Below are 26,235 nucleotides of genomic sequence, written 5' to 3' on the forward strand. Positions count from 1 at the left end.
ACGCACGGCGGAAGGCACCATCGCGAACCTCAAAGCCGCGGTGAAATCGCACCGAAAACCGGTGGCGCGGCTTCGCGCCCTGCTGACGGAACTCTGCCAGGCGCTTTACGAGGATCAGGACCGAGGCCGCCTCCTTCTCCGGTCGCTGATCGATGAGGATAAGGAGCGGGGCAAGGTGCTCGGTGAAGGGGTGTTCGGCGAAGGCTTCAGGCTCTTCCAATCGGAGGCCGCAAAGATCTGGCCCGATCTTGACTCGGGGGAAATCGCGCTCTCTCTCATCGCTTCCTGTTCCTATGCCTATACGCTTTCCGATATGCGGCTTCACCTTCCGGGGATCGCGAAGGAAACGCCGTCGCCCGAAGACTACGCCGATCACCTCATCCGGGTGCTGAAGATTGGGGACGCGTCATGAAATCCGCTTTTCTCGCTGCGCTTCTCGCGATACCGCTCATCCTCACCGGATGCTCCGATCAGCCGGGAAGCCCCGCGGCGGATAAAAAGGCTGAGCCGCTCCAGGTGGAAACGATCCGCCCCGTGATGGAAACAAGCGCTCCGAGAGAGTTTCCGGGATCCGTTGCCGCGTCCCGCCTCCTCCCGATGGCGTCCCGCCTTCCCGCTTATATCCGATCCGTTCCGCATCAGGAAGGGGATCTCGTGAAGCGAGGCGATGTGGTCGCGGTGCTCGATGACTCTGATGTCCGCTCGATCCGCGAGCAGGCCTACGCGGACGTGAAGGCCGCCTCGATCCGGCTCCGCGACGCGGAAACCGATGTGCAGAAGTTTGAGGGGCTGTATCGCGACGAAGCGGCGAGCGAAATCGAGCTCCGGAAGGTCAAGCTCCTCCGGGATCAGACGGCTGAAACGCTTCGCGCCGCACGCGCCCGCCTCACGCAGGCAAATGAGCGGCTCGGCGACGCCGTGATCCGGGCTCCGGAACCGGCGCGCGTCCTTTCGATTCAGCTGCAGCCCGGAACGCTTGCGGTCCCGGGGCTTCCTATCGTGACACTTGAGTCGCTGGACGGCCAGGTGTTTGAAATCCATCTGCCGGCCGAGCTTCTCGGCTCTGTGAAACCGGGCGACCCCGCGGCTGTGACGCTGGACGGCCGGACTGATCCCATCAAAGGGACCGTCACGCAGGCCGTACATTCCGCGGATCCCGTGACCCGCACTGGGGTGGTGAAAATCGCGCTCCCGAAGGGAGACCGGATTCTCACCGGGACCTTCGGCCGCGCAGCGATCGCCGGGAACGCGTCTGAAAAAGGCATTTTTATCCCGAAATCCGCGATCACGAACCGAGGGGGGCTGGATGGCTGCTTCGTAATCCGGGACGGTCACGCGGAATTCCACTGGCTGAGGCTTGGCACCACGCTCCCCGACGGATCGCGTGAAGCCGATGCCGGGCTGAAAGGGGATGAAATTCTCGTGAAGTCTCCGCCTTCATCGCTTACGGACGGCGCACCGGTGAAAGCGATACCTGATCCTGCCGCCGCAGCCGGAGCCGCGCCGTGAGTAAGCCGCTGAATCTCCCGGGGCGCTTCGCGCGATGGTTCGTGGACTCAAAACTCACGATCCTCATCATCATCGCGTCACTTGCCGCCGGCATCATCGCCGTACTAACCACGCCCCGCGAAGAGAACCCGCAGATCTCGATGCCGGCAGCCGAAGTGATCATCACGCTTCCCGGCGCGAAGCCCGCCGAAATCGAGGACCTCATCGTGAAGCCCGCGGAACGCGTGATCAACCAGATTCCAGGGGTTGATCACGTGTTTTCGACCGCGATGGATTCGGCTGCCGTGATCAGCGTGCAGTACAAGGTAAACGAAAACAAGGAAGCGAGTCTCGTGAAGCTTTACGACCGCTTCCGGAGCGCGAGAAACGAGTTCCCGAAAGAGGCGTCAGACGCCCGGATCATCAGCGCGGATGCGGATGACGTGCCGATTCTTGCCGTGACACTCACAGGTGGCGGCTACGACGACTACGCGCTGCGGCGGATCGCCGAGCGGTTTGTGGAGGGGCTGACGAGCCTCAAGGATGTCTCGACGTCTTACGTCTATGACGGCCGGACGCGGGAGTTTGAGGTCACAATGGATCCGAAGAAACTCGCGTCCTTCGGGATCCCCGCTGAAGCCGTGCGGCTCGCCCTCAAAACCACGAATATCGCGGCGCCGCTTGGATCAGAAGCCGCCGCGGATACCGGCCGCACGCTTCGCTACGACGGCTTTGTGACATCGGCCGCTGACCTGAAGCGCCTCGTGATCGCGTCTCCCGCGGGGCGGCCAGTGCTGCTGCAGGATGTGGCAGACGTCACAGACGGACCGTCATCCGAACGCACCGCACTCAGCCGCTGGGCCCCGGGGCCGGCGTCGAAACTCGCGAAGTCTGCCGCGGGCGAAGCCCCTTCTGTCACCTTTGTGGCGGCGAAGAAAAAGGGCACAAACGCCGTTGTGGCGACCGAAGCGATGCTCGGACGCATCCACCGGATGCAGGAGCAGTTCCTCCCGAAAGACGTTCACCTCATCATCACGCGTAACGACGGAGCGAAGGCAAACGAAGCCGTGAACTCTGTGATCGGTCATATCGCGGTGTCGATCGCCGCAGTCTTCGCGATCACCTGGATCTTCCTCGGGTTCCGCGCGGCCTGCATCACCGGGATCACGATCCCGCTCATTCTGTCGCTTACGCTTTTCATCAACGAAGCGGCGGGACTCACGATCAACCGGGTGTCGCTTTTCGGCTTTGTGATCGCGCTCGGGCTTCTCGTCGATGACTCGATCGTGGTGATCGAGAATATCGACCGGCATTACGCGGCGGATCCCACCGCGGACCGGGCGACACTCGCCGCCCGCGCGGTGTCTGAAATCGGTTATCCGACGATCCTTGCGACCTTCACTGTGATGCTCGTTTTCTACACGCTGATTCCGTCGCTCTCCGGGATGCCGAAGCAGTACTTCTTCCCGATCGGCTTCATGGTGCCGACCGCGGTGTTCAGTTCCCTCATCATCGCGTATTCCGTCGCCCCGTGGACCGCGAAGCGGATCCTGAAGGTTCCGGATCATAAGGAAGAGCCGAGCCCGGACGGCCGCCCAAAACTCGGGAAACTCGGTCACTTCTACTATCGGACCGCCGGGTGGCTCGTCGGAAACCCGAAGCGAACCAAAATCTTCCTCGCGGCGCTCACGCTCCTTCTCATCCTCTCGTTCCTGATGCCCGCCTGGCAGTTCATCCGGCCGCAGGGGATCTCGGGACCGGTGTCACTCTTTGGCGTTGAGACCGGGTTCCTTCCGAAGGACGACAAGAACACCTTTAACGTTTCTCTCAAACTCGCGGACGGCACGCCGCTTGAAGTGACGGACCGCGCGGTGCGGGATACTGAGGCGATTGTGAAGCAGATTCCGGAGGTAACGGACGTTCTCTCCTGGTCCGGGATGCCTGGTGTCCCCGACTTCACCGCCATGTTCCGAGGCAGCACTCAGCCCGGGAGCAACATCGGCGCGGTGCGCGTGAATCTCGTTGATAAGGGCGAACGCCACCGGACATCGATCGAAATCGCGGCGAAGCTCCGAAAGGACCTGAAGGAAGTCTCCGCCCGGTACCCGGAATCCACGATCCAGGTGGTAGAGGATCCGCCGGGACCCCCGATGAGGGCCACTGTGCTTGCCGAAATCTATGGGAACGACGGTGAGCAGCTTCGAGCCGCAAGCGAAAAGGTGAGAAACGCCTTCCGCTCCACGTACGACATGGTGGAGACGACGACAACGGAACCGACCGATATTCCTGAGGCGCGCTTCGAAGTGGATCAGGAGAAAGCGTCGCTTGCCGGTGTCTTCCCCGCGGAAGCCGCTCTCGCGCTCCGCCGCTATACGGCAGGGGAAACGGTGGGCTACGGCCACGCGCCGGGCGAACGGACTGCGCAGCCCGTGATTCTCCGCGCGGACTACGGGAACAAGGTGGATCCGGCGGAGCTTGGCGGTCTCACCGTGAAGAATAAACTGGGACTCGATGTACCGCTCTCAGAACTCGTCCGCGTGACACACACCACGGCTCCCCGTCCGATTCTGAATAAAGACGGCACTCGGGTGGTGCTGGTCGGCGGTGAACTCGGAAACTCGGTCCCGGCCTACGCGGTGCTCGATCTGAACCACCGGCTTAACGGGATGCCGGTCGGAAACGGCGACCGTCTCGCGACCGGAAACCTCGGCCTGACGCCGGTCCGCGCCGACCTTTCCCGAGCCCCGGTGCAGCTCCTCTGGGATGGTGAGATCCGGATGACGCTTGACTGCTACCACGATCTCTTTATCGCGCTCTCGGCCGCCGTCATGCTGATCTTCTTCATTCTCGTCGCGTACTACCGGTCGTTTATTCTGCCGGCCGCCGTGATGTCCGCGATTCCGGTCTGCTTTATCGGGCTCTTCCCGGGGCACTGGCTCACGGGACAGATCTTCTCCGCCACATCGCTGATTGGCCTTGTGACACTGACGGGCGTTCTTGTCCGCAATTCGCTTCTTATCGCGGACTTCGTGACGGAATACATGCGGGAAGGGATTTCGGTGCGGGAAGCGGTGCTGCTTGCCGGTGCCGTCCGTCTCCGCCCGATTCTTCTCACGTCGCTCTCCATTATTTTCGGTTCCATCATCATGCTGATTGACCCGATTTTCGGCGGCCTTGGCTGCTCCTTCATCTTCGGAACGATCGCGTCCACGGTGTTCACGATGGCGCTCACTCCGGTGATGCTTTACTGGTACTACACGCGCTGGCCCTATAAGGAGGCGAAGGATGAAGAGTAAAAGAACCGTATCACTCGTCCTCCCGCTCGCGGCGGCGGTCTTCGCCGCCCTATCGCCCGCCCCTGCGGCCGCGGAATCGATGTCCGCCGCGGCAGACGCCGCTGTTGCCGCGTCCCGCCCGCTTAAAGCCGCGGGAAGCCTCAGCGCCGCGGCGCGCGAGAATCTCGATGCCGCAAAGGCGGAGCGGATGCCATCCGTCACGCTCTCCGCGAACCACTTCCGGTTTGAGAGCGGTCTCGGAATGAACGTGAACCTCTTCGGGTTCTCGGCGTCGGTCCCGGTGAGCGAGAATCACACGACGGGGTATGCGGTTTCCGCGGCCCTTCCGCTTTACACCGGAGGCCGGATCTCAAAACTGATTGAAGCGGGTGAGGCGGCAGCGGACTCCGCGTCCTACGTCGAAAAGACGACAGAAAACGAAGTCCGCTATCAGGCCTCCCTCCACTATGTGGCGGTCGCTGAGGCGGAAGCTCTGCTGCGCGCCGCGGAGAAGCACGAAGCCGCGGTGGCTTCGCATAAGAAGCAGACCGAGGCGAGGCTTAAAAAAGGGATGGCGGTGAAGAACGAACTCTATGCCGCCGAATCCGCGCTCGCGACAGCGCATGACGCGGTGATCGCGGCGAAGACCGCCCTCTCCACCGCAGAGGCGTCCTATAACCGGCTTCTCGGGCGCGAGCTCGATGAATCCGTGACGCTCGACCCTATTCCGGAGCCGCTGATCTCTGAAACGCTTCCGGAACTGACAGACGACGCTGTGCGCTCCAGCACGGAGCTCGCCTCACTCTCCGAACAGGTCAAAGCAGCGGACGCCGCGGCCGGGGCCGCGCGGGCCCGCAATCTCCCGCAGGCCGCGCTTGTCGCGGGCTACGGGAAGCAGAACGGGCACTATCTCACCGAAGAACGAAGCTCCGGGTGGATCGCCGGCGTGGTGGTTTCCTGGACCATATTCGATGGCGGCATCGGGTCATCACGCGCCGCAGCAAGCGAAAAGACCGCGGGAGCGCTGACTGACGCCAGGGCTGAGGCGGAGTCAGTCTTAAGACTTGACATGAGAACCGCGTGGCTCGCCTGGGAAGAGACAGAGTCGCGTCTTAATGCCGCCAAATCCTCTCTCCGGTTCGCGGAAGAGAATCTCCGTGTGACATCCGAACGCTATGGCGCGGGGCTCGCGCCGCACACCGAAGTGCTGGATGCCGAATCCATGCGGTCCGCCGCAGAAGCGCGGGTCGTTCACGCGGCCTCAGAACGCGTCCGGGCGTGGCTTCGCATCAGGAAGCTCACCCACTCGGTCTGATCGCCTCCTGGGGCCGTTTAAAGCCCGTATCCGCCTATTCTCACCAACGCCGAGGTTCTTCCCCGGCGTTTTTTTGTCCCCGTCAGCAGAAAAAGCAATGGCCGGCTTGATTTTCATTGGTCAGCGGCATCCCCGGCTGTCAAGACGAAAAAAATCCCTGCCAGGGCGATCAGCCTTGACAGGGGTTGATATTTTTCTTCCGGACAGCAAAAAAGCCAGAAAATCATCAGATCTTCTGGCCTTTCCCACGTTTCCGTGCAGTATTCAGTTGGCGGGGGTGGTAGGACTCGAACCTACGGATATCGGATTCAGAATCCGATGCCTTAACCAACTTGGCGACACCCCTGTCTTTTTAAGCACCGGTCGCTCGCGCTTCCGACACTCCCTAACCGGCGTTCCTTGCGGAACACTCAGTTAAAACTGGTGCGGTCGATGAGAGTCGAACTCATATGGATTTCTCCGCCACCCCCTCAAAGTGGTGCGTCTACCAATTTCGCCACGACCGCATTAGATTGTTAATACGTTTTGCGCTGTTTTGTTTTGCGCGTCACGTAGGATTGTTATTTTACCTAGGAATTTCGTTTTGGGAAGGGGTGGTAGGGTTATTCCTAGTATCAGCCGTATTGGAGGCAGCCGGAGCCGGGGCAGCAGCGCCCGAAGCCGCCGGAGCGGACGGGGCAGCAGCGGGGGCAGACGGAGCCGCGGCCGGAGCAGACACGTCAGCCGGAACGGAGGACAGCGTGCCGAGCACACCGCCGTTATCGCTCGCCTGGCGGGCATTGTGATGCGCGAAGGCACCGGAACCGATCGTGATCGCGATCGTGGACAGGAAGAACACCGCGCCGATGATCCAGGTCATCTTCGACAGGAAGCTGCCGGAACCGGCGGCGCCGAAGATCGAGCCCGAAGCGCCGGAACCGAAGGCGGCGCCGAGATCAGCGCCCTTGCCGTGCTGCAGCAGCACGAGAACGATCAGGGCAATGGCGGAAAGCACCTGTACGACCAGGCCAATGCTCATTAATAAGGACATTCTTTTTCCTCTATAAACCGATATCACCGCACTGCGGCGCAAATCCGATAAAAGTTCCCTGCGTCGAGCGACGCCCCGCCTACCAGGGCGCCGTCCACATCAGGCAGAGCGATGATCTCTGCAGCGTTTTGGGGCTTCACGCTCCCGCCGTAAAGAATGCGGATCGCTCCGCCCTTCACAGGGTCTGCTTCCTCGAGCGCGCCGCGGATCACGGCATGCACGGGTTCAATCTGGTCAGTGCCCGCCGCGACGCCGGTCCCGATCGCCCAGAGGGGCTCATAGGCCACGGCGCCCGCTTCGAGCGCTTCAATTCCTGCAACAGAAAGGACTGCGGCGATCTGTCTCAGAACGACTTCACGGGTGCGGCCCGCGTTCCGTTCCTCGAGCGTTTCGCCCACGCAGAGAATCGGATGAAGCCCGGCGTCATACGCCGCCTTCACTTTCTCTGCCACGCGTTCGTCCGTTTCGCCGTAAAGCGTCCGGCGCTCCGAATGCCCGACAATGCACCACCAGGCCCCGAGGTCACGCAGCATATCGCCGCTCACCTCGCCTGTGAAGGCACCCGTGCCAACCCGGTCGCTCACATCCTCGGCTCCGACATGGAATTCACCCGCGACGGGCTCCGAGTCGAGCTTCGGCGTGAACGCGAGAAGGTACGCCGACGGAACACAGAGCCCGCTTTCACAGCGGACCGCGTCCTTGCGGCAGAGCTCCCGGAACTCCCTCAGCCAGGCGTCTGACGACGCGAGGGAGCCGTTCATTTTCCAGTTTCCAACAACGAGCGGAATACGGCTCATGGTCTCCCGATCCTGTTTCAGAAAAGACTAAATATTTTACTTGAAGAAAGTTCTTTCGAACAACTGACGCAGATCAAGTGCTGAGAAAAGCCGGCCGTCACTCCGAAGGGCGTTTGCCGCCATTTCTGGAATAACGGACCGGCTTCGATCCTGAGCGGAGAGGAAGGCGGCTTTTCAGCCCCCTCCTCTTCAGGCGTCAGATGTCAGACATCAGGGGCATCAGGCCTGCTGAATGTCAGAGCCTTCCTGAGCGGCGCGCTTCTCATCATTGATGAGCGCCTTCATGGACAGACGCACACGGCCCTTTTCGTCAGCCTCGATCACCTTCACGCGGACCTTCTGGCCTTCCTTCAGGTAATCGGTGACCTTGTCAACGTGGACATTCGCGATCTGCGAGATGTGGAGCAGACCGTCCTTGCCCGGGAGGAGCTGGACGATAGCGCCGAAGTCGAGAATGCGGGTGACCGTGCCTTCGTAGATCTGGCCCACTTCGACTTCCGCCGCGATTTCCTCAATACGGCGCTTCGCTTCTTCAGCCTTCGCGGTATCCGCGGACGAAATCGTCACGGTGCCGTCTTCCTCGACGTCGATCTTGCAGCCCGTTTCCTCAACGAGACCGCGGATCACGGAGCCGCCCTTGCCGATCACGTCACGGATCTTCTCCGGATTGATCTTCACGGTGATCATGCGGGGAGCGTAGGTGGAAAGCTCACGCTTTTCGCTGCCGACCGCTTCCTTCATGAGGCCGAGGATGTGCATACGGCCGTCGTGAGCCTGCGCGAGCGCGAGCTTCATGATGTCCTCAGTGATGCCGTCGATCTTGATATCCATCTGGAGGGCGGTCACGCCGTCTTCCGTACCGGCAACCTTGAAGTCCATGTCGCCGAGGTGGTCTTCGTCACCGAGAATGTCGGTGAGAATGGCGAACTTGTTGTCTTCCTTGATGAGGCCCATGGCCACACCGGCAACGAGGCCCTTCAGCGGAACGCCGGCGTCGATCATCGAGAGGCAGCCGCCGCAGACCGAAGCCTGGGAGGAGGAGCCGTTCGATTCGCAGATTTCAGACACGACACGGATCGTGTACTGGAAATCGTCGTAATCCGGAAGCACAGCGGCGAGCGCGCGCTTCGCGAGACGGCCGTGGCCGATTTCGCGGCGCTTCGGGGAGCCGATACGGCCGGTTTCGCCGGTCGCGAACGGGGGCATGTTGTAATGGAAGATGAAGCGGTCGCGGCTCTCAGCGGTGAGGCCGTCGATGATCTGCTCATCCTGCTTCGTGCCGAGCGTCGTGAGGGCGAGAGACTGCGTTTCGCCGCGGGTGAAGAGCGCGGAACCGTGGGTGCGCGGAAGGACGCCCATGCGGATTTCGATCGGACGCACCGTACGGGTGTCGCGGCCGTCAATACGGGGCTCGCCGCGGAGAATACGGTCACGCACAAGGTGCGCTTCCATTTCAAACAGAATGCCGTCCACTTCGTTCTGATCGAACGTGGGTTCGGCGCCGGCGGCCTCAGCGTCCTTCTTCAGCGTCTCATGCACGAGTTCGTACACGGCGCGGATCTTCTCGGAACGGGGCTGCTTCTGGCGGATATCGTAGGCGGCCTTGAGACCGTCGAAAGCGAGTTCGCGGATACGGGCAATGAGAGCCTCGTTCTTCGCGGGCGGCTGCCAATCCCAGGCGGGCTTGCCGGCTTCTTCAACGAGGCTGTTGATCGCTTCGATCGCGACCTGCATCTGCTGGTGGCCAAAGCTCACAGCGCCGAGCATCACATCTTCCGGCAGACGGTCGGCTTCAGACTCCACCATCAGCACGGCGCGGGACGTACCGGCAACGACGAGGTCGAGCTTGGAATCCGCCATCTGGGAGACGTGCGGGTTGCAGACATACTGGCCGTTGATGTAACCAACGCGGCAGCCGGCGATCGGGCCCTTGAAGGGGATGCCGGAAATCTGCAGAGCGGCGGAAGCGCCGAGCATGGCGGGGATGTCCGGATCCACTTCGGGGTCAGCGGACACGACCGTGCAGATCACCTGCACTTCGTTATAGAAGCCATCCGGGAAAAGCGGGCGGATCGGGCGGTCGATGAGGCGCGAGGTCAGCGTCTCGTGTTCAGACGGACGGCCTTCACGCTTGAAGAAGCCGCCGGGGAAACGGCCGGCCGCGTAAGCCTTCTCAACATAGTCAACGGTGAGCGGGAAGAAGTCCTGGCCTTCCTTCGCTTCCTTCTTCGCGACAACAGTGGCGAGCACCACGGTGTCGCCCATCTGCACGACGCAGGCGCCGGAGGCCTGGCGGGCCACTTCACCGGTCGTGAGCGTAACGTCGTTGTCGCCGAAACGGAAAGTCCGGGAGACCTTATTGAACATTGTCATATTGACTGTATTCCTTAGAGAAGTTTTCCTTTCGCCTGACAGGTCAGCCTATGTCGTGACGGCACGCTGCGGCATGGATTCCCTCTTCGCCAGAGGTCCGGGGCCCTCTGCCCGGATGTCCTTCAGACGCTTTCTGAAGGGATCCATGTCGCAACGCGCGAAGCCATCAGCGCCTGCCGGATAAGAAAAACACTTTTATTAAAAGAAAACTGCGGCCCGCTCAGGTAAAAACTTGAGCAGAACCGCAGCCATCGAACCATACTGCAGATGCAAAATTACTTGCGCAGACCCAGAGAGTCGATCAGCTTGCGATAGCTCTCAACGTTGGTACGCTTCAGGTAATCGAGCAGCTTGCGGCGGCGGGACACCATCATGAGCAGGCCGCGGCGGGAGTGGAAGTCCTTCGAGTGGGTCTTGAAGTGCTCGGTCAGGCCATTGATACGGGCCGTGAGAAGAGCAACCTGAACCTCGGGAGAACCGCTGTCGCCTTCAGCGCGCTGATACTGCTTGATGATTTCCTGCTTGTTGATTTCAGACATTTGTCTAACCTTAAAAAATAAAACGAGCGATTACAGGTGTTAGAACCTGCATCGTGGAAAGCGCTGATTGTAGCGCAAAAAGAAAGTTTCCGCAGAGAGCGGCGGGGCGGCTCTCTCCTTCTTCCCTCCCCGCTCGCTGACGCGGAAACCCTTCTTCTCTTACGGAGTCGGAACCGCGCCGATCTGCGCGTTCACCGGATCCGCCTTCTTCAGTTTGTTGAGCGCCGCGATATAGGCCTTGGCACTCGCCGCAATAATATCAGGATCGGCTCCGACACCGTTCACGACACGGCCGTCGCAGGAAAGACGCACGACGACGTCGCCGATCGCTTCACTCGTCCCCGTGATCGCGTTGACGGAGTAGAGATCAAGCCGGGCGCCTGACTTCACGTGCGCCTCAATCGCCTTGAAGACCGCGTCGATCGGACCGTTGCCGTAGGCTTCGGTCGTGATCTCGCCGCCCCCTTCCGTCATCACCACTTTCGCGTGCGGCCGCTCGCCCGTCTCGGACTTCTGATCGAGGCTCACAAAGCCGTAGTAGTTATTCATCGGGTGGGAGCCTGACGGCGCGAAGAGCGACTGGATGTCCTCATCAAAAATCTCGCTCTTCTTATCCGCGAGGTCCTTGAAGCGGAGGAACGCCTCATTGATTTCCACTTCGCTCGTCACCGGAATGCCGAGCTCCTGGATACGCTGCTTAAAGGCGTTGCGGCCGGAGAGCTTCCCGAGCACGATGCGGTCCTTCGACCAGCCCACATCTTCAGCCCGCATGATTTCGTACGTCTGGCGGGCCTTGATGACGCCGTCCTGATGGATACCGGACGCGTGGGCGAAAGCGTTCGCGCCGACGATCGCCTTATTCGGCTGCACCGGGAAACCGGTGACAGAAGAGACGAGTTTCGAGGTCGGCACGAGTTCCTTCGTGTTGATCCGGGTTTCGAGCTTAAAGTAATCGGGACGCGTCTTCACCGCCATCACGACTTCCTCAAGCGCGCAGTTGCCGGCGCGCTCTCCAAGGCCGTTAATCGTGCACTCGAGCTGCCGCGCACCGCCGACCAGGACGCCTGAAAGCGAATTCGCGGTCGCCATGCCGAGGTCATCGTGGCAGTGCACGGACCAGATCGCCTTATCTGAATTCGGGACGCGAGTGCGGATATCGAGGATGAACTGCCCGAAGAGCTCAGGGATCGCGTAACCCACCGTGTCCGGGAGGTTGATCGTTGTGGCGCCGGCCTTGATCGCCTCTTCGCAGATCCGGGCGAGGAACGCCGGATCGCTACGGGACGCGTCCTCAGCCGAGAACTCCACATCATCCGTGTATTCACGGGCGAGCTTCACGGCCTTCACGGCACGCTCCACCACCTGATCCGGCGTCATATGAAGCTTCATCTCCATATGAATCGGGCTCGTCGCGATGAACGTGTGGATACGCTTCCGCGCAGCGCCCTTGATCGCTTCGCCGGCGCGCTCAATATCGCGCTCAACCGCGCGGGAGAGTGAGCAGACGGTCGACTCCTTCACGAGCGAGCTGATCCGCTGGATCGCGAGGAAATCGCCGACCGACGCCGCAGCGAAACCCGCCTCAATCACGTCGACCCCGAGACGCTCCAGCTGCTGCGCGATGCGGACTTTTTCGTCCCCGGTCATCGTTGCGCCAGGGCTCTGCTCGCCGTCGCGAAGGGTCGTGTCAAAAATTACAAGCTGGTCCATTCAGAACCTCCAATCAGGTGTTTTCAGGAGCTTTCTCCGGGAACCCGCTCCGGATCCGTCTCCGTTTGGTTATTGAAAATAACAATATCACGCACATATGAAAAACGCCCAATTCCGGGTTGGGAATCAGGCGTATGTGAGAGGCTCTCTTCTCGTGAGGGATGCGGGCGTGTGACACTGCGCCCGCGTCCGATACTGACGCAGAGCCTCTCCTTACATTAGGAATAGCCAGTCGATAAAGATGAAGGTAGGAACGAGGATTCCCACGCTCCAGGCCATGTAGCCGAAGAACGACGGCATTGCGACACCGCGGTCCTTCGCGATCGACACCACCATGAAGTTCGGGGCGTTGCCGATATAGGTGTTCGCGCCCATGAAGACGGAGCCAAGCGAAATCGCGAGAAGCGTCGCAGCGCCCTGCGTCATGAGGGCTCCGGCATCACCCCCCGCGAGGTTGAAGAACGCGAGGTAGGTCGGCGTGTTATCGAGGAAGGACGAGAGCGCGCCGGTAATCCAGAAGAAGACCGAGTTATTCATCGTGCCGTCCGCGTTCGTCACCATCGCGACGAGCGGTGCGAAGGGACCCGCGGCCCCCGCCTTCAGCATCGCGAGCACCGGCCCCATGCAGACGAAGATCCCTGCAAAGAGCTTGGCCACTTCAAAAATCGGTTCCCACGAGAACTGATTCATCTTCCGCACTTCTTTCGGCGTGAGGACGATGGAGGCGATCCCGCAGAGAAGGAAGATCGTGTCGCGCGCAATGCTTTGGCCGGTGAGCGTCACGCCGAGGAACGACACTTCAATCCCCGACTTCCAGACGCCCGACATCAGCACCGCGAGAATCACAATCGCAAGCAGCATGAAGTTCACGCCGCCCCGGATCTGGATCGATGCTTTTTCGCCGTGCACGGTGTCCAGTGCCGGAGCGCCGTTCGGATGCTCTTTCTTCCAGAAGACCGTATCGATGATGAGGTAAAGGACGGAAAGGATCCCGACCGTAGTCACCATCGGGAGGAGCGTATGCTCCGCGGTCCAGAAGAAATCAACGCCTCTCAGGAACCCCATGAAGAGCGGCGGGTCGCCGAGCGGCGTGAGGGAACCGCCGATATTCGCGACGATAAAGATGAAGAACACAAACGTATGCACGCGGTACTTCCGGTGCTCGGTCGCCTTGAGAAGCGGACGGATCAGGAGCATCGCGGCGCCCGTCGTTCCCATGATGTTCGCGAGCGCCGCGCCCACGATAAAGAACGCGAGGTTTCCGACCGGGCGGCCCGAGAAGCTTCCCTTGATATGAATGCCGCCCGCGACCACGAAGAGCACGCCGACAAAAAGAATGAACGGGATAAAGTCGCCCACGATCGCTTCATTCAGAAGCACCGCGCTTTCATGCACGCCGAACACCGCAGCGAGCGGCACCATGGCGAGAGCCGCCCAGGCGAGCGACACCTTGCCGTAGTGGTGATGCCAGAAATTCGGAAGCAGCAGCGGAAAAATCGCGATCGAGAGCAGAATGCCCGCGAAGGGCACTGCCCAGATCAGCGAAAACTCCGTGCCATGGCCTTCAGAGGCGTAAGCCGCTGCCGGCGCGAGGGCCGAGGCCAGGGTGACGAGAATTCCCGTCCAGTTCTTGTAAGTCATTCAATCGCTCCTCAGAGGTTCTGATTTGGGTTTCTTCTAGGGGAGTGAAGCTAAAAATTAACTCCAACAGGTAAAAAAAATGAGAAGGCGGCTGGCGGGGTTACCGCCTGAGCTGCCTTCTCAGTATCCTACAGGTTTATGCAGCCCTCATGCAGACTTTTACATGAGGTATAGCCAGTCGATCAGGAGGAAAGTCGGGATCAGGATCCCAACGCTCCAGGCCATGTAGCCAAAGAACGACGGCATCTTCACGCCGCGGCTCTGGGCAATCGAGAGCACCATGAAGTTCGGCGCGTTGCCGATATAGGTGTTCGCGCCCATGAAAACAGAGCCGAGCGAAATGGCGAGCAGCGTCACCGCGTCCGCTCCCATCAGCACAGTCGGATCACCGCCCGCGAGGTTAAAGAACGCGAGGTAGGTCGGCGTGTTGTCAAGGAACGAGGAGAGAGCGCCGGAGAGCCAGAAGAAGGCGGAATTGTTAAGCGTTCCGTCCGAGTTCGAGACGAGCGCGACGAGCGGCGCGAAAGCGCCCGAGGACCCTGCCTTCAGCATGGCGAGCACCGGCCCCATGCAGACGAAGATGCCGGCGAAAAGCTTCGCCACTTCAAAAATCGGATCCCAGGAGAACTGGTTCTTCTCGCGGACCTCTTTCGGGGTCAGGATGAGAGAGGCGATGATGCAGAGGACGAAAAGCGCGTCGCGGGCCATCCCCTGACCGGTGAGCGTCACGCCGAAGAACGTGATGGAGAAACCGGACTTCCAGACACCGGAAAGCAGCACCGCGCCGATCACCACTGCGAGGATCATGAAGTTGATGCCGCCGCGGATCTGAATCGCGGCCTTTTCACCGCGCTTCGTATCCACGATCGGAGCGCCGTTCGGATGCTCTTTCTTCCAGCAGATGCTGTCGATCACGAGGTAAACAACGGAGAGAATGCCGATCGCGGTAAGCATCGGGATCAGCGTATGCTGCGCTGTCCAGAAGAAACTCACGCCGCGCAGGAACCCCATGAAGAGCGGCGGGTCGCCCAGCGGCGTAAGCGAGCCGCCGATATTCGCCACCATGAAGATGAAGAAGATGAACGTGTGCATCCGATACTTGCGATGCTCCGTCGCCTTGAGAAGCGGACGGATCATCAGCATCGCGGCACCCGTCGTTCCCATGATGTTCGCGAGCGCCGCGCCCGTGATAAGGAACGCGAGGTTTCCGACCGGGCGGCCGGTGAAGTTCCCGCTGATATGAATGCCGCCGGCCACGACAAAGAGCGTGCCGACGAAAAGAATAAACGGAATGAAGTCACCCACCAGCGCTTCATTCAGGGCGACGATACCGTTATGAAGCCCGAAAGCGAGCGAGAGCGGAATAATCGTCACTGCGGCCCAGGCAAGCGAGACCTTGCCGAAGTGGTTGTGCCAGAAATCCGGGAAGATCAGCGGCACGAGCGCGATGGAAAGAAGAATGCCGGCGAACGGAATCGCCCACACGATGGACAGATCGGATCCCTGCATCTCAGATGCGTGGGAGACTGCCGGCATGATCGCGGCCATCAGGGGCAGCGCGTATCGAGCCAGTCTTTGTAACAACATCAATCGCTCCTCAGGTGAGTTCTGAAACTCTCTCGGGCCACACGCGCTGTCAGGGGTGTGACCGGGACAGTTTGCAGACGCCTCTCCGGGCGACTTTCAGTGGCGAGACAGCATTTCGATTGTAACGAAAGTTTTTCGCACTGAAAGTATGTTTTACATGAAATTTCCGGCTCATGCAAAAGAAATTCAGGACCTTTCCAGTTTTTTGGGTCTACAAAAAAGGACCGGCTGAAAAGCCGGTCCTTCTGTTTCTGGTCGGAAACCACAGGCGTCTTACTTCGACGCGGGAGACGCCGGTTCTCTCGGATCCAGCCCGAAAACCTGACGGAGGTAAGCGAGATACGTCGGATCCTCGCACATGCCCTTTTCAGGCGTATCCGAGATCTTCGCGACAGGCTGACCGTTCGCCTCAATCATCTTGATCACGATGTTGAGCGGCTGCGGACCCACGTCATTCATGAGGTTTGTCCCGATCCCAAAGGAAAGGCGGATACGGTGCTTGAAGTGACGGTAGAGATCGAGCGTCTTCGGGATATTGAGGGAATCTGAGAAGATCAGCGTCTTGCTCTTCGGGTCGCACTTATTCGCGGCGTAATGCTTGATCATCGCTTCGCCCCAGACAAACGGATCGCCGGAATCGTTCCTCGCGCCATCGAAAAGCTTGCAGAAATACATGTCGAAGTCTTTCAGGAACGGCTTCAGACCGTAGACATCCGACAGCGCGATCCCGAGGTCTCCCCGGTACTCCTTCGCCCACATATCGAAACCGAACGTCTGGCTGTCGCGGAGTCGGGGGCCGAGCGCCTGGCAGGCCTGAAGGTATTCGTGCGCCATCGTTCCCATCGGCGTGAGGCCGAACTTCTTCGCGAAGAACACATCACTCGTCCCGGCGAAGTGGCTACCGAGCGTATCCGACATGTAGCGGATCACATACTCCTGCCACGCGCGGGAGAAGCGGCGCCGGGCCCCGAAGTCTGAAATAAAGAGCCCGTCGTTATCCGGTTCCTCAAGCACCATGCGGCACTTTTCCTCGAGCCTCCGGCGGCCTTCCGCGAACCCATCCATCGGGTCGTGATGCCGGAAATAGACTTCGCTCACAATCGCGAGCACCGGGATCTCAAAGAGAATCGTGTGGAGCCAGGGGCCCTCGATCGAAATATCGATGCCGCACTCATAGTCATCGCTCGCGGTGACCGTGATGTACTTCCGCTTCAGGTGGAAGAGGCTCAGAAAATCGACAAAGTCGCGCCGGATATAGCGAAGGCCCGCGAGATACTCAAGCTCACTCTCAGGGAACTTGAGGCTGCAGAGATGATCGATCTCTTCATTGATTTCGCGGAGGTAAGGCCGGAGATCCACTCCGTGGTTCCGGCACTTGAACCGATAGCGCACAATGGCGCCGGGGAACTGATGCAGCACGCACTGCATCATCGTGAACTTATAGAGGTCCGTATCAAGGAGCGACTCGATAATCATCCTTTCTCCTCCCCCGCTCTGGGGGCTATTAATCCGGCAGCCTCCGGAAGAGTTCAGCGCGCTGAAGACACTTCCGGAGCGTTTCTATCTTTCCTACGCATTGTCGCACAGCGGGCGGGACCGGGGAGGACGGACCCCGTCCCCCATTCCGGCGTCCGGCATTCTGCCTAGCGCCGGGGGCCGGATTTATTCTTCCCAGTCGACGAGATCCGCGTCGGTCGCGGGAACCCGCTTTTTCGCGTCAACGTAAACCGGGTCACTCTGAAGCGACTCCATCGACTCGATCGCGCGCCGCGGCGAGAGGCGGGAAGCGCGGGCCGCGAACTGCGGCGTCGCCTTCCACTCGAGCCCCGAGAGGAGGTCGTCTGTCTGCGCAGCGTCGTTACAGAGGATCAGCGCGTCGCACCCGGCGCGCAGCGCGGCCTCAGCCCGCTGCACAATGCCGCCGAGCCCAAGCGCCCCGCCCATCGCGAGGTCGTCCGAGAAAATCACGCCCTGGAAACCGCACTTTTCGCGGAGCACATCCTGAAGCCAGCGGCTGGAGAAAGTCGCCGGAATCGCATCCACGTCCGGATACATCACGTGAGCGGTCATCACGGAGTCGAGCGCAGAGCCAAGCCACGCGTAAGGCTTCGCGTCCTGGCCAATGATTTCCGCCTGGAACCGGGTATCTTCCGGCAGCTCCTTATGGCTGTCAGCGTTCGCCCAGCCGTGCCCCGGGAAGTGTTTCCCGCAGGTCGCCATGCCGGCCGCGTGCATACCGTCAATCATCGCGAGCGCGAGTTCCGCGACCACTTTGGGGCTGCGGGAGAAAGAGCGGTGACCGATCACGCAGGAGTGACCCCAGTCGAGGTCGAGGTCCGGTGCGAAGGAGAAATCAACGCCGTGCGCGAGGAGCTCCGCCGCGAGCACGTAGCCGTGAGACCAGGAGGCGCGGATCGCTTCCCCCGCGTCATGCTCATACATCCTGCCGTACTGGGCGAGCGCCGGAAGACGCGTGAACCCGTCGCGGAACCGCTGCACGCGGCCCCCTTCGTGGTCCACCGAAATCAGAACGCCGGGTTTCGCCTCATGAATCTCGCGGCAGAGCGCCCGGAGCTGCTCCGGGTTCTCAAAATTCCGCGTGAAGAGAATCACCATGCCAACGAGCGGCGACGCGATTCTGCGGCGGTCGTCTTCCGTGAGCGTCGTGCCGCTCACATCCATCACTACGGGTCCCAGCATTCCTTTATTCCTATTCTTTTCAGTCAGTCAATCAATGAGTCGGTTTTTAAATCCCTATGCGCGCCTCCGGATGGCGCGCGTCGGGGAGAGTCCCCTCAGGCTCTCAGAGTCTCTTCAGTTCCGAGAGAATGCGGCGGGTATTCAGCGGCCGGTCTCCGAGGAGGCTCGCGATCACGCCCCGGAAGAGGCTTTTCGCGGCCCAGGCCGAGAGGGGGTTCGAGAAATCCAATTTTACGACGGACTTCAGCGTGTCCGACGCGTAATAAGGACCGCTCTCCGGCGCCGACGCTCCGGCGTACACGAGCTCTTCGCCCCGGAGTACATAGAAGCCGTCGCGGAACTCCGCAGGGAAACCGTACCCCGCGTAGCGAAGGAGCCGGAACTCAAACGTGCGGAGCGCGGCTTCAATCGCGGGGGGCGCGGATTCGGTCGCAAGCACCTTAAGCGCGTCCCAATACGCGACAAAAAGCCGTTCCTCGGGATCCTCACGCGGGGTGAGCCGAAGAAGGAGCTCATTCAGGTAGAAAGCGGAGAGAAGTGAGTCCCCCTCTACCGGGGCAAAGCCTCCCATCCATTCCACCTTCATGAGAGTCTTTGTCGCGCCGCTCCCGTTCCAGCTGATGAGGAGCGGGGAAAATTCCGAGAGGATTCCCCGCATGGGGCTTGTCGGACGTTTCGCCCCGCGGGCCCGGGCGAGGATCCGCCCATGGTGCCGCGTATAGAAGTCGACGAGAAGACTCGTTTCGGACCAGGGCTCCATCCGGAGGACAAAGGCGGGTTCACCGGTTACCCGGTCACCGCCCCTCCGGTTGATGTACCCGCCTAGCAGCGTCTGGGGATTCGTGTTTCCCGCCATGATTCCGGTTTACTCGTACCCCAGGGTCTTCAGAGCGCGGATATCGTCGCTCCAGCCGCGGCGGACGCGGACCCAGACTTCGAGGTGAACGGGTTTGCCGAGCATCTTTTCAACGTCGGCGCGCGCGAGACGCGAGATTTCGCGAAGCTTCGCGCCCTTTTCGCCGATCACGATCGGGCGGTGCCGTTCGTTATCGACGAGAAGCGTCGCGATGATTTCCGCGGACTTATCCGTTTCATCCCACTTATCGATCGTCACGGCGATCCCGTACGGGAGCTCGTCGCCAAGAAGACGGAACGCCTTTTCGCGCACCGTTTCCGCGACGAGGAACCGCGGGCTCTTATCGGTGTAGAGATCGGGGTCGTAATACGGAGCGTCTTCCGGCAGATACTTCTTCGCTTCTTCGAGAAGCTCTTCGCACTGCTTGCCCTTCTTGGCCGACGTCGGAATGATCGCGGCGAACGGGAACTTCTGCATCGATTCCGCCATGAGCGGGAGGAGCGCCTCGCGGTTCTTCAGTTCGTCGGTCTTATTCAGCACCAGGATCACCGTGCTTTCGCGCGGGATCAGTCGGAGCACTTCCTCATCCGCCTTCTTCCAGCCGATCGCGTCGATCACGAAGAACACGACGTCCACTTCAGAGAGCACGCCGCGCACCACATTATTCATGTGGTGAATCAGGCCGCCCTTATATTTGCTCTGAAAGCCCGGGGTATCGACAAACACGAACTGCGCGTTGTCGCGCGTCAGGACGCCGAGCACGCGGTCACGCGTCGTCTGCGGCTTGTGGCTCGTGATCGAGACTTTCTCGCCCACGAGGTAGTTGATCAGAGTGCTCTTCCCCACATTCGGGCGCCCCACGACGGCGATGTAGCCGCAGCGGAACCCCTTCGGGTAAGGCCTTTCCTCAGGAATCACGACAGACGGTGCCGCGTCTTCCTGCTTTTCTTCATTCGCCATCTCAATATTCTCCAGAAATACGGTTCAGGGCTCGGAGCTCCGCCATCAGGCAGACGCCGGCTTCAGTTTCGCCGCTTCAGGCTTCTCCTGAAGGGCCTTCAGAGCGGCCGCCGCGGCATGCTGCTCCGCGTCACGCCGGTTCGTGCCGGTGCCTTCGGTCCGAATGCCGAAATGCTCCACCGCGCATTCGCAGACAAAGGTCTGCGAATTGGCCTGCCCCGTGCAGCTCACAACCCGATAGGCCGGCAGCGGCAGGTGATTCCCCTGAAGGACCTCCTGCAGCTTCGTCTTCGGGTCTTTTCCCATGCGTTCGGGGAGGTCCGCGAGGATCTTCGCGTAGAGCCTCAGGATGACGGTCTGAGCCTGCTCAAAACCGCCGTCCAGAAACACCGCGCCGAAGACCGCTTCCATGGCGTCCGCGAGGATCGAGGGGCGGGTGCGGCCGCCTGACTTCACCTCACCCTCGCCCATCAGGAGGAAATCGCTGATACCGACATCGGCCGCGATTTCGTCGAGCGCCTTTTCGCAGACGAGATTGCTCCGGACGCGCGACAGGCGCCCTTCGCTGAAGTGCGAATCGAGTTTGAAGAGCTCGTAGCCGATCGTGCAGCCGAGCACCGAGTCCCCGAGGAACTCGAGCCGCTCGTTATGATCCGCGCTGAAGCTGCGGTGCGTCGTCGCGCGCCGCAGCAAAGCTCTGTTTTTAAACTGATAGCCGATCCGTTTCTCCAGCTCCTGCAGTTCTAGCATAGTCTTTGTTGCCTCGTATTCCTGCTTATTCAAAGTGTCCGACGCGGGACATGTGGAAGATGTTCAGCCAGATGAAGAACGCCCGGCCGACAATATTTTCTTCCGGAACAAAGCCCCAGTAACGGCTGTCGTCGGAGTTGTCGCGGTTGTCGCCCATCACGAAGTAGTGGCCGGCAGGCACCGTGGTCTCAAAACCGGCATCCGTATAGTGAATACGGCCCGGGTGGGTCTGCGCTTCCATCGGCGTTGTCGCGTCCGGAGCCCGCGGATCCACTAGCATGCGGTGGACGTGGCCCTGAAGCGTTTCCTGGCGTTCGTTAAGCGTCACCATGAATTCCTGATCCACGTAGTCGCCGATCGGTTTCTGCGGCTGCTCAACGCCATTGATATAGAGGATCTTGTCGCGGTACACCACCTTGTCGCCCGGGACCCCGACGATACGCTTGATGAGGTCGGTGCCCGGCTGCATCGGGTGATCAAACACGATCACGTCGCCCGCCTTCGGCTTCGTCCCTTCGGTGAGCTTGGTATTGAGCACCGGGAACCGGATACCGTACTCGTACTTATTTACGGCGATGAAGTCACCGGACTGAAGCGTCGGGAGCATTGAGCCGGACGGAATCCGGAACGGCTCCACAACGAAACTGCGCACCACGAAGACAAGCAGAATCACGGGGAAGAGACCCGCTGTCCACTCGAGCCACACCGGCTGACGCTTCGCTTTGTACTCCACCACCTTCCGTTCGTCGGAGAGCACCGGATCCGCCGGATCCATCCCGGGGTGCGCGGCATCAAACTCCGCCACCGCAGCTCGCGCGGCTTCCGCGCGCTTCTTCTTCCAGACGAAAATGTCGCCGAACCAGAAGACGCCCGTCACGACCGTGAGGATCAGCAGTATCAGAGGAAAATCCATTCCTTGCTCCTAAGAGTTTTCTTATTCTTGCTTCGATGAGCCGGGCGGAAAGCCCGCAGCCGCACATTTCTCAGTGAATGCGGCCGAACCGTCTCATATTGTGGAAATTGGCCCAGATGAAAAACGCCCGGCCAATAATATTCTTTTCCGGGACGAACCCCCAGTAGCGGCTGTCTTCGGAATTGTCCCGATTATCGCCCATCACGAAGTACTGGCCTTCGGGAATCCGGCAGACCACGCCCCGGCGGCTGTAGCGGCAGCTGTCAGTTGGGCTCATGCCGGCGACGGGCTGCACTTCGGACGAGATATTGGGATTTAGCACGATCGCGTGCTTTTTCCCGCCGAGCTTCTCGATCCGGAGAATCTGCCAGTTGTGTTTATAGCCCTTCGCGGCCTCAACCGCTTTCCGGGGCGGACGCGTGAGCGGCGCGGGTTCTCCGTTCACCACGAGCTTCTTATCGAGATACACCACCTCATCCCCCGGGAGCCCCACCACGCGCTTAATGTAGTCGAGTTTCGGGTTCGGCGGATAGCGGAACACGATCACGTCGCCGCGTTCAGGCGACGATGCGTCGATCACTTTGAGGTGCGAGAGCGGAAGCCGGATCCCGTACGAGAACTTATTCACGAGGACGAAGTCCCCCGGGATCAGCGTCGGCTCCATGGAGCCTGAGGGGATCCGGAAGGGTTCCACGACAAAGCTCCGGAAGATAAAGATCACGAAGAGGATCGGAAAAAGCCCCGCCGAGTACTCAAGCCACTTCGGCTGCCGCGCCGTGCCGCCGGATGAAAGATGGCGCGCGGGCGCCCACACCCAGCGGTCAAGCACCCAGAGGATGCCTGACACCGCGGTGATCAGAGCGATTGGCAGCGTGTAGTCCATGGCGATGGCTTCCGGTTTCGCGTCGCGGCTTGATCAGCCGTTCTTATCCGTCCCCATCTGCAGCACGGCGAGGAACGCTTCCTGCGGAATCGTCACGTGACCCACCTGCTTCATGCGCTTCTTACCGGCCTTCTGCTTTTCGAGCAGCTTCCGCTTACGCGTGATATCGCCGCCGTAGCACTTCGCGAGCACGTTCTTACGGAGCGCCTTCACGTTCTCTCGCGCGATGATCTCAGCGCCGATCGCGGCCTGAATCGCGACGTCATACATCTGACGCGGAATCAGTTCGCGGAGCTTCGCCGCGATCTCGCGGCCGCGGCGTCGGGCGCTTGAGCGGTGAATGATCGAGGAGAGCGGATCAACCTTGTCGCCGTTGATCAGCATGTCGACCTTCACCACGTCACTCGCGCGGAACTCGAGGAAGTCGTAATCCATCGAGGCGTAGCCGCGGGTAAGCGACTTCAGCGTGTCGAAGAAGTCGAGCACGATTTCGGCGAGCGGCAGCTCGTACGTCAATACCACCTGACGGCCGTGATAAGCGAGGTTCTTCTGGATACCGCGCTTCTCCTGGCAGAGCTTGATCACCGTGCCGACAAATTCCGGCGGCACGAAGATCGTCACCGTGTCGATCGGCTCACGGATTTCCTCAATGCGGTCAACCGGCGGGAGTTTCGACGGGTTCTCGATCTGGACGACGGAGCCATCGGTGAGCTTCACTTCATACACCACGGACGGTGCCGTCGTGATGAGGTCCTGGTTGTATTCACGCTCCAGGCGCTCCTGCACGATATCCATGTGAAGGAGGCCAAGGAACCCGGCGCGGAAACCGAAGCCGAGCGCCTGGGAGACTTCAGGCTCAAAGTGCAGCGACGCGTCATTCAGCTGGAGCTTCTCCAGCGCGTCGCGGAGCGAATCGTATTCAGAGGCTTCAACCGGGTAGAGACCCGCGAACACCTGAGGCTTCACCTGCTTGAAGCCGGGGAGCGGATCGGTCGCCGGGTTCTGCGCGAGCGTCACCGTGTCACCGACACGGGCGTCACGGATTTCCTTGATGCCCGCGATGATGAAGCCCACTTCGCCCGCCTGAAGCATCTCGCGCGGCGTGGATCGCGGCGAAAAGACACCGAGCTGCTCCACGAGATGCGTCGCGCCGGTCGCCATCAGCTGGATCTTATCCTTCACGTGAAGCGTTCCTTCCTTCACGCGGACCAGCATCACAACGCCCACATAGCTGTCGTACCAGGAGTCGATCACGAGGGCCTTCAGTTTCCCGTTGCGGTCACCCGTGGGAGGCGGAATCCGCTTCACGACGGCTTCCAGAATGTCGTCCACGCCCATGCCGGTCTTCGCGGAGCAGAGGACCGCGTCATCGGCCTCAATACCGATCACGTCCTCGATTTCCTCACGCGCGGCATCCGGCTGCGCGGACGGCAGGTCCATCTTATTCAGCACCGGTACCACGGTGACCCCGAGGTCAATCGCGGTGTAGCAGTTCGCGACAGTCTGCGCCTCAACGCCCTGCGTCGCGTCAACGACGAGCAGCGCTCCTTCGCAGGCGGAAAGCGAACGCGAAACTTCATACGAAAAGTCGACGTGCCCGGGAGTATCGATCAGGTTCAGTTCATAGACCTGTCCGTCCTGCGCCTTGTAGCGCAGCGACGCCGTCTGGGCTTTGATCGTGATGCCGCGCTCACGCTCGAGATCCATCGAGTCGAGCACCTGGCTCTCCATCTCACGGTTCGAGAGGCCGCCGCAGCGTTCGATCAGACGGTCGGCCAGCGTCGATTTGCCGTGGTCGATGTGGGCAATAATGGAAAAATTACGGATATTCTGCATGTGTGTATCGTAAACCGCCCTCAAGGGTCGGGAAGCCGCATCCAGCTTCATCCGGCCGCGCGGCAGCGGACCCGGATCCGGGTCTCAGAGGCCGCCCTGCCGCTCGTGTAGGGTGAATGCGTGATTCTAACATGAGGGGCGCAAGGCCCTGAAAAATAAAGGCGCCGCGAGAGGCGCCTTTATTGCTCGCGGAAAGGGCCTCCCTGAGAAAACTCCGCGGGCGCCCTTCCGTCGTTACGCGAATCAGTCCACGAGACCGTAAATGATCGTGGAATTCGTGCCGCCGAAGCCAAACGAATTCTTCATCGCGTTCTTCACCGGCATCTTGCGCGCGGTGTTCGGGCAGCAGTCAACCGGGCAGGCCGGGTCCTGGTTCTCGACGTTGATCGTCGGAGGAACAATCTGATCGCGGAGCGCGAGGATCGTGAAGACGGACTCGATGCCGCCGGCACCGCCGAGGAGATGCCCCGTCATCGACTTCGTGGAGCTCATGACGAGATTCTTCACGTCGTCACCGAACACCTGCATCACGGCCTTGCTTTCGTTCGCGTCGCCGATCGAGGTCGACGTGCCGTGGGCATTCAGGTACTGAATGTCAGAGGGCTTGAGACCGGCGTGGTCGAGCGCCATCTGCATGCAGCGGGTCGGACCGTCAACGGACGGGGTCGTGATGTTGTAGGCGTCGCCGGAAAGGCCGTAACCCTTCACTTCACAGTAGATGTGGGCGCCGCGGGCCTTCGCGTGCTCGTACTCCTCAAGCACCACGATGCCGCTGCCTTCGCCCATCACAAAACCGTTGCGGTCCTTGTCGAACGGACGGGAGGCCTTCTCGGGCTCGTCGTTGCGGCGGGACAGGGCGTGCATGTTATCGAAACCGGAAATGCCGACCGGGCAGATCGGGGCTTCAGCGCCGCCCGCCACCATCGCGTCCGCGTCACCGCGGGCAATGATGCAGGCCGCCTCGCCGATCGCGTGAAGACCGGTGGAGCAGGCAGTGGCGTAAGCGACGTTCGGGCCCTTCAGACCCTTCAGGATCGAGAATTCGCCGGACGCCATGTTGATGATGCAGCCCGGGATCAGGAACGGAGACACGCGGCGCGGTCCCTTTTCCTTCAGGGTGTTCGCGTTTTCGCAGATCGTCACGAGGCCGCCGATGCCGGAACCGATCGCGACACCGATACGGTGAGCGTTTTCTTCCGTCACCACGAGACCGCTGTCCTCGAGCGCCTGGGAACCGGCCACAGCGCCGTACAGCACGAACTTATCGAAGCGGCGGGCTTCCTTCGCGGGAACGTAGGCGCTCGAATCGAAATCACGGATTTCACCCGCGATCTGGCAGGAGTACTCAGAAGCATCAAAACTCTGAATCTTCCGGACACCGGACTTACCGGCAAGCGCGTTCTTCCAGGCTTCTTCAACGCTGTTACCAAGGGGGCACACAATGCCAAGCCCCGTCACGACCACACGACGCATAACGACAAACTCCAAAAATTCAACGCAAAAAAAAGGGAAACCAGGCTCGTTCCCGGCTTCCCATTCCTCAGGCCAGCCGCTTCTCCGGATAGTCTTTCAGCCGGGGTTC

At 60.7% G+C, this 26,235-nt stretch carries 20 protein-coding genes and 1 tRNA gene; 4 read left to right on the forward strand and 17 right to left on the reverse strand.

Going from position 1 to position 26,235, the window contains the following annotated elements:
- Positions 1-61: 61 nt before the first annotated feature.
- The 4 genes from M4NBBH2_RS01170 to M4NBBH2_RS01185 are packed head-to-tail and all read left to right on the forward strand — an operon-like array spanning position 62 to position 6,078.
- A complete protein-coding gene (locus M4NBBH2_RS01170) occupies positions 62-412 on the forward strand; it encodes a hypothetical protein (protein ID WP_170135092.1) in 351 nt (116 codons plus the stop codon).
- Positions 409-1,509: an efflux RND transporter periplasmic adaptor subunit gene (locus tag M4NBBH2_RS01175; RefSeq protein WP_116269374.1), complete on the forward strand. Its 1,101-nt coding sequence runs from the start codon at positions 409-411 to the stop codon at positions 1,507-1,509. Before M4NBBH2_RS01170 ends, M4NBBH2_RS01175 begins: the two co-directional genes overlap by 4 nt.
- Positions 1,506-4,784 carry an efflux RND transporter permease subunit gene (locus tag M4NBBH2_RS01180; RefSeq protein WP_116269375.1) on the forward strand — a complete coding sequence of 1,093 codons (3,279 nt, stop codon included), beginning with the start codon at positions 1,506-1,508 and terminating at the stop codon, positions 4,782-4,784. The genes M4NBBH2_RS01175 and M4NBBH2_RS01180 overlap by 4 nt, the downstream gene beginning before the upstream one ends.
- Complete coding sequence (locus M4NBBH2_RS01185; RefSeq protein WP_116269376.1) at positions 4,774-6,078, forward strand: TolC family protein; 1,305 nt, start codon at positions 4,774-4,776, stop codon at positions 6,076-6,078. The genes M4NBBH2_RS01180 and M4NBBH2_RS01185 overlap by 11 nt, the downstream gene beginning before the upstream one ends.
- A gap of 421 nt (positions 6,079-6,499) precedes the next feature.
- Here the strand turns inward: M4NBBH2_RS01185 and M4NBBH2_RS01195 are convergent.
- The 17 genes from M4NBBH2_RS01195 to fabF all read right to left on the reverse strand — a co-directional run bounded on the left by M4NBBH2_RS01195 (position 6,500) and on the right by fabF (position 26,126).
- Positions 6,500-6,584: transfer RNA gene (locus tag M4NBBH2_RS01195), tRNA-Leu, on the reverse strand.
- 59 nt (positions 6,585-6,643) lie between these two features.
- Positions 6,644-7,108: a preprotein translocase subunit SecG gene (gene secG, locus M4NBBH2_RS01200; RefSeq protein ID WP_082164565.1), complete on the reverse strand. Its 465-nt coding sequence runs from the start codon at positions 7,106-7,108 to the stop codon at positions 6,644-6,646.
- A gap of 23 nt (positions 7,109-7,131) precedes the next feature.
- On the reverse strand, positions 7,132-7,905 hold the full coding sequence (gene tpiA, locus M4NBBH2_RS01205) for a triose-phosphate isomerase (RefSeq protein WP_116269377.1): 774 nt from the start codon (positions 7,903-7,905) through the stop codon (positions 7,132-7,134).
- Between the two features lie 219 nt (positions 7,906-8,124).
- Positions 8,125-10,278, reverse strand: coding sequence for a polyribonucleotide nucleotidyltransferase (gene pnp, locus M4NBBH2_RS01210; RefSeq protein ID WP_116269378.1), 2,154 nt, complete (start codon positions 10,276-10,278; stop codon positions 8,125-8,127).
- Between the two features lie 275 nt (positions 10,279-10,553).
- Positions 10,554-10,817, reverse strand: a complete 264-nt coding sequence (gene rpsO / locus M4NBBH2_RS01215) for a 30S ribosomal protein S15 (protein WP_116269379.1) — start codon at positions 10,815-10,817, stop codon at positions 10,554-10,556.
- A gap of 159 nt (positions 10,818-10,976) precedes the next feature.
- On the reverse strand, positions 10,977-12,527 hold the full coding sequence (locus M4NBBH2_RS01220; RefSeq protein WP_116269380.1) for a 2-isopropylmalate synthase: 1,551 nt from the start codon (positions 12,525-12,527) through the stop codon (positions 10,977-10,979).
- Positions 12,528-12,740: 213 nt separating this feature from the next.
- Positions 12,741-14,168, reverse strand: coding sequence for a sodium:proton antiporter (locus tag M4NBBH2_RS01225; protein WP_116269381.1), 1,428 nt, complete (start codon positions 14,166-14,168; stop codon positions 12,741-12,743).
- A 159-nt stretch (positions 14,169-14,327) separates the two neighbouring features.
- A complete protein-coding gene (locus M4NBBH2_RS01230) occupies positions 14,328-15,755 on the reverse strand; it encodes a sodium:proton antiporter (RefSeq protein WP_116269382.1) in 1,428 nt (475 codons plus the stop codon).
- A gap of 273 nt (positions 15,756-16,028) precedes the next feature.
- Positions 16,029-17,231, reverse strand: coding sequence for a nicotinate phosphoribosyltransferase (gene pncB, locus M4NBBH2_RS01235; protein WP_116269383.1), 1,203 nt, complete (start codon positions 17,229-17,231; stop codon positions 16,029-16,031).
- A gap of 186 nt (positions 17,232-17,417) precedes the next feature.
- Entirely contained in the window at positions 17,418-18,482 is a 1,065-nt protein-coding gene (gene nagZ / locus M4NBBH2_RS01240) for a beta-N-acetylhexosaminidase (RefSeq protein ID WP_116269384.1), read from the reverse strand.
- A gap of 76 nt (positions 18,483-18,558) precedes the next feature.
- On the reverse strand, positions 18,559-19,311 hold the full coding sequence (recO, locus tag M4NBBH2_RS01245) for a DNA repair protein RecO (protein ID WP_116269385.1): 753 nt from the start codon (positions 19,309-19,311) through the stop codon (positions 18,559-18,561).
- 9 nt (positions 19,312-19,320) lie between these two features.
- Complete coding sequence (era, locus tag M4NBBH2_RS01250) at positions 19,321-20,271, reverse strand: GTPase Era (RefSeq protein ID WP_116269386.1); 951 nt, start codon at positions 20,269-20,271, stop codon at positions 19,321-19,323.
- Between the two features lie 45 nt (positions 20,272-20,316).
- Complete coding sequence (gene rnc / locus M4NBBH2_RS01255; RefSeq protein WP_116269387.1) at positions 20,317-21,021, reverse strand: ribonuclease III; 705 nt, start codon at positions 21,019-21,021, stop codon at positions 20,317-20,319.
- Positions 21,022-21,046: 25 nt separating this feature from the next.
- A complete protein-coding gene (gene lepB, locus M4NBBH2_RS01260; protein WP_116269388.1) occupies positions 21,047-21,934 on the reverse strand; it encodes a signal peptidase I in 888 nt (295 codons plus the stop codon).
- 70 nt (positions 21,935-22,004) lie between these two features.
- On the reverse strand, positions 22,005-22,817 hold the full coding sequence (gene lepB, locus M4NBBH2_RS01265; protein WP_116269389.1) for a signal peptidase I: 813 nt from the start codon (positions 22,815-22,817) through the stop codon (positions 22,005-22,007).
- A 33-nt stretch (positions 22,818-22,850) separates the two neighbouring features.
- Entirely contained in the window at positions 22,851-24,653 is a 1,803-nt protein-coding gene (gene lepA / locus M4NBBH2_RS01270; protein WP_116269390.1) for a translation elongation factor 4, read from the reverse strand.
- A 243-nt stretch (positions 24,654-24,896) separates the two neighbouring features.
- Complete coding sequence (gene fabF, locus M4NBBH2_RS01275) at positions 24,897-26,126, reverse strand: beta-ketoacyl-ACP synthase II (RefSeq protein ID WP_116269391.1); 1,230 nt, start codon at positions 26,124-26,126, stop codon at positions 24,897-24,899.
- Between the last annotated feature and the right edge of the window lie 109 nt (positions 26,127-26,235).

Origin of the sequence: Mesosutterella multiformis (assembly GCF_003402575.1) — a bacterium.
In the GTDB taxonomy this organism is placed as follows: domain Bacteria; phylum Pseudomonadota; class Gammaproteobacteria; order Burkholderiales; family Burkholderiaceae_F; genus Mesosutterella; species Mesosutterella multiformis.

Coding starts and splice junctions, on each gene's coding strand:
- M4NBBH2_RS01175 (WP_116269374.1), top strand. CDS start 409: ATGAAATCCGCTTTTCTCGCTGCGCTTCTCGCGATACCGCTCATCCTC.
- M4NBBH2_RS01185 (WP_116269376.1), top strand. CDS start 4,774: ATGAAGAGTAAAAGAACCGTATCACTCGTCCTCCCGCTCGCGGCGGCG.
- secG (WP_082164565.1), bottom strand. CDS start 7,108: ATGTCCTTATTAATGAGCATTGGCCTGGTCGTACAGGTGCTTTCCGCC.
- tpiA (WP_116269377.1), bottom strand. CDS start 7,905: ATGAGCCGTATTCCGCTCGTTGTTGGAAACTGGAAAATGAACGGCTCC.
- pnp (WP_116269378.1), bottom strand. CDS start 10,278: ATGACAATGTTCAATAAGGTCTCCCGGACTTTCCGTTTCGGCGACAAC.
- rpsO (WP_116269379.1), bottom strand. CDS start 10,817: ATGTCTGAAATCAACAAGCAGGAAATCATCAAGCAGTATCAGCGCGCT.
- M4NBBH2_RS01220 (WP_116269380.1), bottom strand. CDS start 12,527: ATGGACCAGCTTGTAATTTTTGACACGACCCTTCGCGACGGCGAGCAG.
- M4NBBH2_RS01225 (WP_116269381.1), bottom strand. CDS start 14,168: ATGACTTACAAGAACTGGACGGGAATTCTCGTCACCCTGGCCTCGGCC.
- M4NBBH2_RS01230 (WP_116269382.1), bottom strand. CDS start 15,755: ATGTTGTTACAAAGACTGGCTCGATACGCGCTGCCCCTGATGGCCGCG.
- pncB (WP_116269383.1), bottom strand. CDS start 17,231: ATGATTATCGAGTCGCTCCTTGATACGGACCTCTATAAGTTCACGATG.
- recO (WP_116269385.1), bottom strand. CDS start 19,311: ATGGCGGGAAACACGAATCCCCAGACGCTGCTAGGCGGGTACATCAAC.
- era (WP_116269386.1), bottom strand. CDS start 20,271: ATGGCGAATGAAGAAAAGCAGGAAGACGCGGCACCGTCTGTCGTGATT.
- rnc (WP_116269387.1), bottom strand. CDS start 21,021: ATGCTAGAACTGCAGGAGCTGGAGAAACGGATCGGCTATCAGTTTAAA.
- lepB (WP_116269388.1), bottom strand. CDS start 21,934: ATGGATTTTCCTCTGATACTGCTGATCCTCACGGTCGTGACGGGCGTC.
- lepB (WP_116269389.1), bottom strand. CDS start 22,817: ATGGACTACACGCTGCCAATCGCTCTGATCACCGCGGTGTCAGGCATC.
- lepA (WP_116269390.1), bottom strand. CDS start 24,653: ATGCAGAATATCCGTAATTTTTCCATTATTGCCCACATCGACCACGGC.
- fabF (WP_116269391.1), bottom strand. CDS start 26,126: ATGCGTCGTGTGGTCGTGACGGGGCTTGGCATTGTGTGCCCCCTTGGT.